This window comes from Sphingobacterium prati (assembly GCF_013167215.1).
Lineage (GTDB): Bacteria > Bacteroidota > Bacteroidia > Sphingobacteriales > Sphingobacteriaceae > Sphingobacterium > Sphingobacterium prati.
The window spans coordinates 78,783-92,060 of the sequence record NZ_JABJWY010000016.1; the positions used below are offsets into that span (position 1 = coordinate 78,783).

Annotated in this window: 10 protein-coding genes; 5 read left to right on the forward strand and 5 right to left on the reverse strand. The window is 39.6% G+C overall.

From position 1 onward, the window contains the following. Positions 1-25 precede the first annotated feature (25 nt). The 4 genes from HPC41_RS04100 to gpmI all read right to left on the reverse strand — a co-directional run bounded on the left by HPC41_RS04100 (position 26) and on the right by gpmI (position 5,159). Positions 26-2,323 (reverse strand): TonB-dependent receptor, encoded by a 2,298-nt coding sequence (locus HPC41_RS04100; protein WP_172392705.1) that lies wholly within the window; start codon positions 2,321-2,323, stop codon positions 26-28. 258 nt (positions 2,324-2,581) lie between these two features. Further along, positions 2,582-2,881, reverse strand: coding sequence for a hypothetical protein (locus tag HPC41_RS04105; protein WP_172392706.1), 300 nt, complete (start codon positions 2,879-2,881; stop codon positions 2,582-2,584). A gap of 174 nt (positions 2,882-3,055) precedes the next feature. After that, positions 3,056-3,646, reverse strand: a complete 591-nt coding sequence (locus HPC41_RS04110) for a hypothetical protein (RefSeq protein WP_172392707.1) — start codon at positions 3,644-3,646, stop codon at positions 3,056-3,058. Continuing rightward, the gene (gene gpmI / locus HPC41_RS04115; protein ID WP_172392708.1) at positions 3,627-5,159 is read right to left on the reverse strand and encodes a 2,3-bisphosphoglycerate-independent phosphoglycerate mutase; all 1,533 of its coding nucleotides are present in this window, start codon (positions 5,157-5,159) and stop codon (positions 3,627-3,629) included. Before gpmI ends, HPC41_RS04110 begins: the two co-directional genes overlap by 20 nt. A 174-nt stretch (positions 5,160-5,333) precedes the next feature. Here gpmI and HPC41_RS04120 point away from each other — a divergent pair, with 174 nt between their 5' ends. The 4 genes from HPC41_RS04120 (at position 5,334) to HPC41_RS04135 (ending at position 8,249) form a co-directional block, all read left to right on the forward strand. Continuing rightward, positions 5,334-5,792: a DUF4783 domain-containing protein gene (locus HPC41_RS04120; protein WP_172392709.1), complete on the forward strand. Its 459-nt coding sequence runs from the start codon at positions 5,334-5,336 to the stop codon at positions 5,790-5,792. A gap of 75 nt (positions 5,793-5,867) precedes the next feature. Next, positions 5,868-6,725, forward strand: a complete 858-nt coding sequence (gene nadC / locus HPC41_RS04125; protein WP_172392710.1) for a carboxylating nicotinate-nucleotide diphosphorylase — start codon at positions 5,868-5,870, stop codon at positions 6,723-6,725. Positions 6,726-6,741: 16 nt separating this feature from the next. Then, positions 6,742-7,392: a glycerol-3-phosphate 1-O-acyltransferase PlsY gene (gene plsY / locus HPC41_RS04130; protein ID WP_172392711.1), complete on the forward strand. Its 651-nt coding sequence runs from the start codon at positions 6,742-6,744 to the stop codon at positions 7,390-7,392. Positions 7,393-7,436: 44 nt separating this feature from the next. Beyond that, complete coding sequence (locus HPC41_RS04135) at positions 7,437-8,249, forward strand: M48 family metallopeptidase (protein WP_172392712.1); 813 nt, start codon at positions 7,437-7,439, stop codon at positions 8,247-8,249. A 74-nt stretch (positions 8,250-8,323) separates the two neighbouring features. Here the strand turns inward: HPC41_RS04135 and HPC41_RS04140 are convergent, their stop codons facing one another. Continuing rightward, positions 8,324-8,800, reverse strand: a complete 477-nt coding sequence (locus HPC41_RS04140) for a hypothetical protein (protein ID WP_172392713.1) — start codon at positions 8,798-8,800, stop codon at positions 8,324-8,326. Positions 8,801-9,267: 467 nt separating this feature from the next. Between HPC41_RS04140 and HPC41_RS04145 the strand changes: the two genes are divergently transcribed. Further along, positions 9,268-12,519: a TonB-dependent receptor gene (locus HPC41_RS04145; protein WP_172392714.1), complete on the forward strand. Its 3,252-nt coding sequence runs from the start codon at positions 9,268-9,270 to the stop codon at positions 12,517-12,519. The last annotated feature ends 759 nt before the right edge of the window (positions 12,520-13,278 follow it).

The following is a 13,278-nucleotide window of genomic DNA, read 5'->3' on the forward strand; positions in this document are numbered from 1 at the left end:
ATCCCTGTTTTTTATGTGCCTGATTTTATTTTTTTATACTGAGTGGAAGGTAGATTCCGAAGGTAATATTCCTTCCCATATTGTAAACACCATAGCTAGGATCCTCCTGCGATAACCTTCCAGGACGTAATCTGCTCAACGCGTCGTAATAGCGTTTGTTGGTTAGGTTAGAGGCCGTAGCATACAGCTTGACTTGTTGTGTCCCGAAATGCAAGGTAGTACCAATTCCAGCGTTGATCAAAGAATACGAATCTGCAGCTGTTTCAAAAGTTTCGTCGATGCGATTCTGTTTAAAATAATTGTCTAGGCCTACGGATACGTAGAACGCATGGAGGCCATTTATTTTAGGTTCCAGACGTAGTGTGTTATGTAAAACACCGGCGGGAATCAATGCCAATGGTCTATCAAAAGTCTTATTTTGTGCGTATGTATAGGTAAAAGTGTTGTCCAAGTGTACCCAGTTCAAGGGATGGAAGTTTAAACCTCCTTCAAAGCCAAAGAGATTGGCATTCACCTGACCATAGCGATAGACGTCGTAAGTCTGTTCGTTATTATCCTCATCCACGACAGTTTTCGTGTCGCCCTTTTTCGCCGAAGCATAAATAAAATTATGGATATAATTTTCGTAGATTCCGATGCTTCCGGTGACGATACTATGCCCGAATTCAAGGGTGGCATCGGCCTGAAAACTACGCTCTGCTTTCAGGTTCTCATTTCCGATTTCGAACCGCGATGTACCTTCATGTACACCATTGGAGCCAAGTTCTGCCGGATTAGGAGCTCTAAAAGCCGAACCAGCATTTGCTTTGAAGTTGAAATCTTCGCTGAAGCTATGCGTGTATCCTAAGGCACCACTAATGTTGCTGAACTTATTTTTAAAACCTGGAAATTGTTCCTCATCATCGACAAAGAGCTGTTTACCTTTAGTATGAACGAAATCGTAACGTAATCCCATATTAAAGGTGTTCTCGCCCCAGCTTTTCTTGGCATAACCAAATGCACCCAGTTCGATCTGGTCATAAGCAGGGATCAAAAATTCAACGCCTTTATTGATGCTATGTTCCTGACTGGCGCTGATGCCAACAACATGCTGCCAACCGTTTCTTTCCGCCAGGTAATATTTGGCATCCAATGAATAGGTATTCAGATCAAAAAATAAGGATGGGGTTGCCGATTCAAGTTCGCGACGTTGATTTTTTTGGTAGCCCAGATCCAGTTTTAAATTTCCCGAACCGATCACAAAATTATTGTTGAGTGCAAGCTTATAATGTCGGATGTCCTGTTTTGGGAAATCCAATGTCCGGCTTTTGGATTCATTATATAAGGGATCCCCAGGTTCGGCATCGTAAAAACCGATGTTATTTTTGAGGTAGGAGAAGTTAAGGTGTGAATAACCCCATTGTTTATTTAAACCCAGCATTCCACTAAAGCTGGTATTATTAAAGCCACTATTGATGTAATGTCCAGCAGGTGTGCTGAAAGCGTGCGCATTTTGATAAGAACCACGGCCGCGCCATACAAAGCCGTTTTCATTACCCGTGAGCATGAGCGAGTTGTTGGTCAAGCCATTGTTGGTCGAGTAGCTCGAAAGCAATTCCCCTTTTATCTGGCCCGAAGTGGGGACGCTGGGTTCAAGGATATTGATAACACCGCCGATGGCATCCGATCCGTACATCAACGAAGCTGCACCCCGCAATACCTCTACCCGGTCTGGCTGATTTTGGTCGATCTCGATACCATGCTCGTCTCCCCATTGTTGGCCCATTTGCTTCACCCCATCGTTGACGGTCACCACACGGTTGTATCCCAAACCACGGATAACAGGTTTAGAAATACCCTGTCCTGTAGTGATCTGACTTAGGCCCGGTACCTGGCGAGCCAGTGCGTCGATCAGGTTTGTGCCCCCTCCTTGTAATTCGTCTTTGGAGATCACCGAGACAGATGTGCTATTGCGGCGGCTCTGCGCAGTAACGAGCGTACCAGTGACTACCACTTCATTTGTTTCGATAATACTTTCGTTCAATGCAAAATCGACAGTTACATCCTCTGCTGTCAGATCTATCGTTTTGATCAGCGATTGGTAACCAATAAAACGCACCTCGACAAGATAACGTCCACGCGAAGGGAGTGATTTAAAAGAATAACGCCCCTGTTGATCCGAGGAGGTGTTCGAACGGAGTTGGAGCAGCGATATCGTTGCCCCGGCGATCGGTTGATTAGTTTTTGAATCTGTAACCTGACCTGATATGGTTGCAGCGGTAGCAGAAAATAGAAGGAAATAGCAGACAAGCATTAATATGCTGCCCTTAATTTTGAGTTTCATCTGTAAATATTTTTATTCCACCAGTAGATAGCGCTTATTCAAATCATCACCTGACGAATTTAGCGGTTGCATGTACATCTGTCTTGTATATGGCCTTTTAAATACACCGGGATTTATCCAATAAATCGCTTGAATGTGAATGCAAGGGAAATCCATTATGTAAATAGTCAGCACGAACTCGCAAAGGAGTGGTGACTATATTATCATAGTGCACAGCTCATTTTGTTTAAAAAGTTGGTGCTGTACATTGGATAAACGTTAACAAGTTGGGGGACCGCGATTGCCGGATAACAGTGCCCTGACCATCTGATCGCCGGGCACAAAGAAGCCAAATTCTATTTCCCGTTCGGGAAGGGAAAATTCGCTTTGGCTAAAATGAAAGAGTAGCTGTGGATGTGAATTTTGATCACAGATGGAGCATTTGGGATGGTCTGCATGGTGTTTTTTAGGACTGCAGTCCACGATACTTAATGCTGCTGGCTTATGGGAATGGGTATAGACAATGAACTGACCAATTAAAAAGGTCATTAAAAGCGTAAACGCTGCTAATTTGTTCAATGAAATACCGCGCACTTTATTTTTCTAAACTATTGCCTTCGCCGACATATGATGGGTCAAATATAAGGAAAATAATAAATGAAGCAATGATGTTGCATTTATTTATTTTACATGAAGAGGAACAAATATAAAAATGTCTTTATATATGTGTATAAAGACATTTTTCAGCGAGTGCTATTTTTTTTGTTTTACGAATTGCCCGATAATTTCATATTGGTTTGCATCGAGCCCTTGTACATCTTGGAGTTTGACGATACTGTACAATGAATCGCTATAATAATCCAGCTTTTCATTGCTATCATAGAGGGAATTCGCAATTTTTTTATCGATATGGATATGTTTTACCTTCTCGTTGTTGCGATCAAACTCAATCCTGAGCTTCTGTATCTGTAATTCTTTCTTTTTGGCGGTAAACTCTGTTATACAGTCGACAGCTTTGACGTCATATAGTGCGGGGTCAAAGTTTTTACTGATATCTGCCGACTGAAAAGCTGATAACTCATTTTTCCAGTTTGCAATTTTGATTTCACGTTGTTCCTTTTCGCCGTCTTTATTGACCGATTTTAATACCGATGGGTTGAGCTGCTGCAGGCGGTGTGCCTCAGCATTGAAAAAGGAGTCTACCGAAAAAATATCCGTTGTCTTTTTAGATGCTTTCTCGCCTGAGGGGGAGCTGCAGCTCCAAAAAAGCAGCGCACTTCCCACCAATAGTGGAAGTGCGCTGCTTATATTTTTATATAAATTATTATTCTGATACCAATACATTTCCTGTCATTTCAAGAGGGATATCTACGCCCAAGAGTTTGAGGACGGTTGGAGCGATATCACCCAATTTACCATCTGCAATTTTTTTATAGTGATCATCAATTAAGATGCAGGGAACCAAATTTGTTGTATGTGCTGTATTTGGTGAGCCATCCTCATTGATCATAAATTCCGAATTGCCGTGATCAGCCAAGATGATAAATGAGTAACCATTTTTCAACCCGGTTTCCACCACTTTTTTGGTGCATTGATCTACCGTTTCTACTGCTTTTACGACAGCCTCAAAAACACCCGTGTGACCTACCATGTCTGGATTCGCAAAATTCAGGCAGATAAAATCAGGTTGAAGTGTTTCCATATCGTTGACGATCGCTTCAGTAATTCCTTGAGCAGACATCTCCGGTTGAAGATCGTAAGTCGCTACTTTTGGTGATGGAACCAACAGGCGGTTTTCACCTTCAAATTGTTGCTCGCGGCCACCCGAAAAGAAGAATGTCACGTGTGGATATTTCTCTGTTTCGGCAATTCGGGTCTGCGTTTTATGATTGGCTTCCAAAACTTCACCAAGCGTATTTGTCAGGTTATCTTTTTGGAAAACAACGCGTACGTTTTTGAAAGTCTCATCATAGGCCGTCATGGTAACATAGTACAGGTTCAATGGAGCCAGATCATATTCAGGGAAAGCTTTTTGCGTCAGTGCAATGGTAATTTCACGGCCACGGTCTGTTCTGAAATTGTAACAAAAGACCACATCACCTTCCTGAATTGTGGCAACAGCTGTACCATCTGCACCAACCAATGCAATTGGTTTAACGAATTCATCGGTCACCCCTGCATCGTAAGATTTTTGGATGGAGGCAACCAAGTCATTGGATTTTTCGCCCTCAGCTTTCACCAATAGGTCGTAAGCCAATTTAACACGTTCCCATCTGTTGTCACGGTCCATCGCATAATATCTACCGATGGCAGAAGCGAAGGTACCTGAGCTTGTTTTGAGGTATTCCTGCAAATCTTTGACATAGCCGATTCCAGAATTGGGATCCGTATCACGACCATCTAAGAAGGCATGGATAAACACCTGATCACTAGTTAGCCCGGCATGTTTTGCAGCGTCGCAAAGGCCTTTCAGATGTTTGGTGTGTGCATGCACGCCACCGTCAGAAAGCAAGCCGATAAAGTGTACTTTTTTATTGTTTTCAAGGGCATATTTAAATGCATCCTGGATAACGGTATCTGTATTGAATACGCCGTCATTTACGGCTTTATGAATACGTCCTAATTCTTGATAGACAATTCTTCCGGCGCCCAGATTCATGTGGCCCACCTCTGAATTCCCCATCTGTCCTGCAGGAAGGCCAACGGCTTCACCGGAAGCTTCCAGACTTGAATTTGGGTATGTGTCCAATAAATGATCTAAAAATGGAGTATTTGCAGCTTCAACTGCATTTGATTTATCATGTTTTCCGTATCCTAGTCCGTCTAGGATCATGAGTGCAACTTTTTTCTTATTCATCGTATAACAAAGATAACCTTAATTTTAGAATCTATCAATGCATCTTTAAAATCTTCCCTTGTTTATATCTAATAATTTTATAGGTTTGTGGCATAGTTTATGTTTGGTGTAAGCTATGCTACCTAATGATTGATACATCTATTGTGGAAACTGTTCTATTTTATTCTGAGCTATATGAAACTTTTGAGCTATTGCGTATTTATATTTGTCTATAGTCTTTTTATACACACTGGCGCTTCAGGGCATAATTCGAAAGATTTTAATGACTTAGCGCAGCCTGCTTTACAGATCGAGGAATTGTCTTTGGGAAGTATTTCCGAAGAACTTAAAACCTATTTAAGGGAGGGGAATGCAAAGAATTTAGCAAAATATTTTGGATCCAATCTGACCTTATCCATTTTGGGTGAAAACGGGGTGTATACCAAATACCAGTCCGAGATTATGTTGAGTACATTTTTTAACCAGCATAAGCCCAAGACAGTCAAACTGACCCAGGCCAGCAATGCGAATAATGGTTATCAATACTTCACCTTTTCATTGGCTACCGAACAAGCAAATTACCGTATATTTATTAAGATCGGAGCTGGATCCAATAACCAGTCCATCGAGGAACTTCGAGTCGATAAAAATTAAGCCAGACACTATTTTTTTATCATTCTATTTTTCGATTAAAAAATTATTCCACATCTTAGCCCAATAAATTGTATTATGGAGAAGGAAATCAAGGACTATTTGGCGCAATTTGTAAAACAATCAGTCGCGGAAGATGTTGGGGATGGCGATCATACCTCGTTATCCACGATTGCAGCAGGAGCGCAGGGCGAAGCGAAACTGATTGTGAAAGACGATGGCGTCTTGGCGGGTGTTGAAGTTGCCCAGGAGATCATCAGCTACATCGATAAGACCTTAACCTGTGAAGTGTTTATTCAAGATGGTTGTCAAGTAAAAGTTGGTGATATAGCCTTTTTTGTCCGCGGGAATATTCAGAGTATTTTGTTGGCAGAGCGTTTGGTGTTGAATGTCATGCAACGTATGAGTGGCATTGCGACGACAACCCGAAAATATGTAGACCTGTTAAAAGGTACAGGTACCCAAGTATTGGATACCCGCAAGACGACGCCTTTACTCCGTGTATTGGAAAAAGAAGCTGTCAAAATCGGCGGGGGTACCAATCACCGTTTTGGTTTATTCGACATGATCCTGATCAAGGACAATCATGTGGATTATAGTGGCGGAATTGTACCTGCATTGACACGTGCAAACGACTATCGGAAGAAATTAAATAAACCAATAGAAATAGAAATTGAGGTCCGAAATTTTGCGGAACTTGACGAAGTTCTTAACTTTGGCGAAGTGGACCGAATCATGTTGGATAATTTTTCACCTGCGGATGTAGCTAAAGCGGTTGAAATTATCGACCATCGATTTAAGACAGAAGCCTCTGGGGGAATAACAATTGATACGATTCGGTCATATGCAGAGGCGGGCGTCGACTATATCTCCGTTGGAGCTTTGACGCACAGTGTCAAGAGCTTGGATCTTAGTTTGAAGGCCAAATTAATATAAGAACTGATTTAATTTAATGATATCGATTTATTTAGTAATTGCAGTATTACTAGCTTATTTGTTTGGTTCTATACCTACAGCAGTTTGGTTGGGACAAGCATTTTATGGCGTAGATGTTCGTGAGTATGGGAGTGGTAATGCTGGAGCGACTAACACCTTTCGCGTATTAGGACCGCGTGCCGGATCCATCGTGATGTTTGTAGATATATTTAAAGGTTGGACAGCGACAAACCTGGCTTATCTGATTGAGCTCGGGCAGAATACCAGTGATGTTCAGTTTGTTAATTTTCAGTTGGCATTTGGCGTGATTGCTGTGATTGGGCACTTATTTCCTGTATTTGCTGGTTTCCGGGGCGGAAAAGGGGTTGCAACATTGTTCGGAATGATCTTAGCAATACATACACCCGCTGCATTGCTCTGTGTATCTGTATTTATCGTTATCCTGTTGACCACCCATTATGTATCACTCAGTTCTTTAGCTGCAGGTTTTACATTTCCCTTTAGTTTGGCCTTTATTTTTAAGACCACAATTCCATCTGTCTTACTTTATGGGATTGCTATCTGTACGCTCTTATTAATTACCCATCAAAAAAATATTGAGCGTTTGCTAAAAGGGCATGAATCCAAGATTTATCTATTCAAGAAAAAGACCAAAGAAAAAGAATAGGCACAATAATTGCAAGCTCTTATTAACGGATTTAATAGATTATTATGAAAGGAATATATAAGTATTCGGCTATGGTGTTGGCCTGTGCTACACTGGCATCGGGGTTGTCAGGTTGCGCAACTTCAGCTGTTACGGGTAAAAAATATTTGAAATTGGTCAGTGCTGACCAGGTCAATCAGCAAGCTGCATTGGCCTACAAAGATTTCTTGTCAAAAAATAGTGCTAAGGTTGTTACCGGTACTGCTGATGCGGCGATGGTAAAACGTGTAGGCAACCGATTGGCGACAGCGGTCAATCAATATCTGCAGAGCAAGGGCATAGCCAATAAATATAATTTCAACTGGGAATTTAACCTGGTGAAGAGTGATGATGTGAATGCATGGTGTATGCCAGGAGGTAAAGTGGCTGTCTATACGGGGATATTGCCTGTTACGCGCACTGAGGCAGGAATGGCTACCGTAATGGGGCACGAGATTGCGCATGCTATTGAGGAACATTCCGTCGCGCAGGCGTCCAACCAGATGGCTTTACAGATGGGCGGTCAGATTTTGGGATCGGCAGCAGGGATGACCGGTAGCAGCTCCCTTGGTATTTTTAACAATCTATATGGTTTGGGAGGTAGCTTGGCACAGTTAAAATTCTCGCGAAGTGATGAGTCCTCTGCGGATCAAGCGGGTTTGATTATTATGGCATTGGCCGGTTACGATCCCAACGAAGCCATTGGTTTTTGGAAGCGTATGGCAGCGGGCAGCCAGAAGGGCCAACCGGAGTTTTTGAGTACCCACCCGAGTGATGCACGACGTATTGCAGATATCGAGAAACAGATTCCAACTGCGATGCGGTATTACAAAAAATAGAGCGTAATTTAATTATAATAGAAAGGGAGCATCAATCAGATGCTCCCTTTTTTGTTTCAGTCTGCTATTTTAGTTTATATGCCAGCAATAGCATCGGATATTCCTAAGACAACACCGAGCATCAGTCCAAGGAGATTAAATCCGATTGTAATGATGACGATGATTCCGATGAATTTATAGTGTTTTTTTAAGGCATCGAAACAAAGCTCCAGCTGGATACTATCGCGGTTTTCAATGGCTTTTTTTGCCTTTGATCCAAAATTATACAAGTAAAAGATCGGTAGACAGGAGAAAGCCAGTAACAGGAGATAAAGTACTCCGAATGTGGAGAGCGTGCCGGCTGTGACAAATTCACCCTGACCAAGGGATAAGGCACTGGCGCCAAAGATTAAGCTAATCATGGTTATGGCCGAGATCCCGATAAAAATAAAACAGACAATGGCTAAAAAATTAGCCCATTTAGCTGCTGAAGCTAAAAAAGAAAGCCCTGCTGGAGACAATTTAATGTCTGCGGGTTCCTGAAAAGAAGAATTTTGAATACCGTCTTCCATGAAAAGAGAATTATAAAGGTGTGCGAATTTCTAAAAAGTTCTCCGTTTTTAAAAACAGATTTTTATAAAAACCATTTCTAAATAACAATAGTTTACAGTTATAATATAAATACTAGGTTAAGTAGCGCAATTGCTACAAAGAGCGAGTTGATCAATAAAATGCTCGGCTGGTAGAAAGTTAGTGATTTTTTTGAATAAAGACGATGTTGGAATGGAAGAATGTTGTTACAAAAACAATCGATTGATTTGGTGTGGAAAACTATTTTGTTAGGATTTGATTCTTTGCTAATGGCCGTTTAAAAGATGTTATAACGTTTTTTTTGTGCAAAAATTGTGTTAAAAAACAGAGATTTGCTGACGAATAATAGAAAGTGGATGTGTTGTAGTGTGTTAAGTTTATATTAAGTCCTTTGTTATTTGAAATCTCTTAGTAATTTTGCTTAACATTTTTTAACAAATCACATTATATGAAAAGATCTTTACTCTTTTTCGCTCTTGTAATGGCCAGTTATGGTGCTGTACAAGCTCAGGTCACGACAAGTAGCGTTACAGGTATTGTAAAAGAGGCAAACGGCAGTGTTACTTCGGGAGCTACTATCAAAGCGACACACGTGCCATCAGGAACTGTTTATTCGGGTTCTTCAAACTCAGTAGGCCGTTTTAATTTACCAGCAATGCGTGTTGGTGGACCTTATAGGATAGAGGTAACCTATGTGGGACAGAATCCGATTGTTTATAATGATGTTTACATACAATTAGGGCAACCGTATGTATTGAACAGTACTTTTGGAAGTGCTGAAACTGTTTTGGATGAAGTTTCTGTTACAAGGACCAGCGGATCAAAAAATTTAAAAACTGGTGCTGAAACATCAATTTCTAGAAAACAGATGGAAAATTTGCCAACTGTTTCACGTTCAATTGAGGATTTTACAAGATTAACTCCCCAAGCTGATGTAAAAGGAGGTTCTGTTTCAATTGGAGGTATGAATAATAGGTTCAACCAATTTACAATTGATGGTGCTGTTACAAATGACGTATTTGGTCTTAATGCAAATGGATTAAATGGAGGGGGTAGTGGTACTAACCCTATTTCTTTGGATGCGATTGAGCAAATGTCTGTTCAAGTTGCTCCATTTGATGTTCGTTCAAGTGGGTTTGCTGGCGGCGGTATCTCAGCTGTAACTAAATCTGGTACTAATCAATTTCAAGGTTCGGTGTATCACTATTTCCGCAATCAGGATTTTACCGGAAAAACACCTAAATCCTTGGTTAAAGATGGCGAAGAAAGGACTAAGTTAGCAAACTTTTCTGAGAAGACTTATGGTGTGCGTTTAGGTGGGCCAATCATAAAAGATAAGTTATTCTTCTTTGTGAATTATGAACATACTAAAAATAACACCCCTGAAAATTATCCAGTAGGATCGTCCAGTTCCAATTTGTTAGAAGCTGACGCACAACGTATTTATGATATTGCATTGAGTAAATATGGTTATGAAGCAGGTTCATTCACAGATTTAAACGATGAGAATACATCCAATAAAGTAATGACGCGTTTGGATTGGAATATTAATGAAAAGAATAAACTTTCATTAAGATACAACTATGTGGACGGTGTTGATATGGGTAATACGCGGACACAGTCGTCGTTGACTTTCGGTAACGGTGCAATTTTAAAAGATTTTAAGTCGAATACGCTTACTTTGGAACTCAGCAGTCGCATTAATAATTCATTAGCGAACAGTTTTATTGCTGGTTATTCAAGAGTGAGAGATGCTAGAAGTTATAAAGGACAGTTATTTCCAAATGTAAGGATAAACACTACGAGACAAATTGAGGTAGATGGAGATCCTCAAACTTTGTCGGGGACGTATTATTTAGGCGTTGATCCGTATAGTAATATCAATCAGTTAGATCAGGATGTTTATACTTTATCGAATAATCTGACTTGGTATAAAGGGCTTCATACATTAACTTTCGGTACGCACAATGAATTTTATAAGATGTATAATGCTTATACACAAAATTCGAATGGTGCGTTTGTGTTTAGTAATTCCAAAGCAGGAGATATTAATCCTGAAACAGGCAATGCTTATACTGCAATTGAAAACTTTGAAAGAGGATTGGCGAATAGTATGAACTATAGTTATAGTAATACCGATGATCCTCGTCAGGGAGCTAAATTTAACGCATTACAGCTCGGATTTTATGTTCAAGACGAGTACCAAATGCAAGACAATTTGAAAATAACAGCTGGTCTTCGTGTAGATATTCCAATTTATTTGGATAAACCTATGGAAAATACTGACTTTAATAACTCAATTTTAGCAAAGCAATATAACGTACAGACCAATCGCATGCCAAGTGCTCCTCTGATGTTCTCTCCTCGAATTGGTTTCAACTGGGATGTGAATAGAGATCGGTCGACCATTGTACGTGGAGGAATGGGGATATTTACCTCACGGGTTCCTTTTGTTTGGGCAGCAGGTGCCTTTACACAAAGTGGTGCATTATTGGGCGGAAATAGCTTAGGTAATGGTACGGATGCCAATGTTCCATTTATCAGCGATGTTAACAAATTGCCTAAATATGATGGAGCGGTTACGCCATCAGGAAATATTACTGTACTTGATAAAAATTTGAAGCTGCCACAAATTGCTCGTTTTTCTGGAGGAGTAGATCAGGTATTGCCCTATGGAATTAAAGGAACTTTAGAGTTTATCTATTCAAAAAATTTAAGTGCATTCAATTTTAGAGATCTTAATCTAGAGAGACCTATTGGTACATTAGAAGGAGCTGATAATCGGATTGTGTATGATGCAAACAATAATAACCGTCGTGTCTTAGATAACTATACAGAGGTTATTTATGTGAACAACGTGAATAAAGGTTATTCTTGGTCTACGACGGCTTCACTTTATAAAAGCTTCCTATTTGGTCTAGATGCATCGGTAGCCTATACTTATACAGCTGCGAAAGATTTGATCTCTGGTACATCTTCCCAAAATCAATCCAATTGGTATAGAGTTGCATCAGTTAACGGTTCAAATAATGTTACACTTGCCCATAATCCTTTTAGTACAGGAAGTCGTGTTATCGGATTTTTATCTTTCTCTAAAGAATATTTAAAACATTTAGGTACTTCAGTTTCCCTCGTTTATACAGGGCAGTCAGGAGCTAGATTTTCTTATCTAGCAGGAGGTAATCTAACCGGTTATGCAACTTCATCAAGTAATCAGTTTAACTTGATGTATATTCCTAAAGATCAGTCCGAAATTACATTTGTACAGAATGGTAAACAAACGCCACAGCAACAATGGGAAGCTTTCAATAATTTCATTGAATCAAATGACTATCTGAAATCGAGAAGAGGACAATATGCAGAAAGAAATGGGGCAAGATCACCATTTTCACATAAATTTGACTTAAAGATTGTTCAAGATTTGTTTACAAATATTGGAAATACTAAAAATAAGCTTCAACTTTCAGTCGATATTATGAATGTTGGTAACTTATTAAATGGTGACTGGGGTAAGCAGTATACAGGTTCTGGAAGTTTTTGGGATAATAGTTTTGTTCCTGTTGCATTCGCTGGTTATGAAGGAACTACAAAGAAGCCTACTTATAGGCTAAATGACACAAACGGTAATGTACCTTATTATGTTCAAGATCTCTCCTCAAGATGGTCTGCACAAGTTGGTATCCGTTATATCTTCAATTAATTTGAATACATATTAAGAAGACCGTCCTAAATTTTAGGACGGTTTTTTTTATTAGCTAGAAGAGATCAATCAATATATCGAGTGCTAATGGGGCAATATCACCAGCTATTCATAACCAGGGCCTTTCAATTTTATTAGTTGTATTGTATAAAATAGCTGATCTGTTTAGTTATTTGTCTGTGTATGTTATTTCACCGCTCAGATTTCTCTGAACTAAAGGTAATTTAATAATGATTCTACCGTCCGGTTGCAGTCTAACATATATTTTAAGTTGGTTTCGAATGGAACTGCAGTTTTTAATCTTACTGCAGGAAGGAATTTGGAAGTACCATTTTTTAAAACTTCGAAATTTGTTCTCTCTTTTTTGAAAACTAATGCTTTCAAAATTTTTTTCTATTTTCAATGAGTAGTTTATAGAAATATTTTTAAGATAACTTTCGGATGTAAGTTGATATATCTCTGGGTACTTTTTTAAAAGAAAATATATCTCCTTCAAAATCGAGATTGTAGCGGTATTGAAAACCAAAGAATATTTGGAAATGGAAAGGACGGAAGGAATGGCTCTCTTATTTCTTTTTGTTCGCTGTGGAAAGAAGATCGAAAAGATAGATTTTGACGATATACGCTATATAGGATCTGTAGGGCATTATGTTTGCATCCATGCCTGATCATTAATCCTTAAATGATCGCGAAGATTATTTTTATACGGAGAATAAACTGTTTATTCTCCGCTTTTTTTGCGGTAAATAATATTTGTAC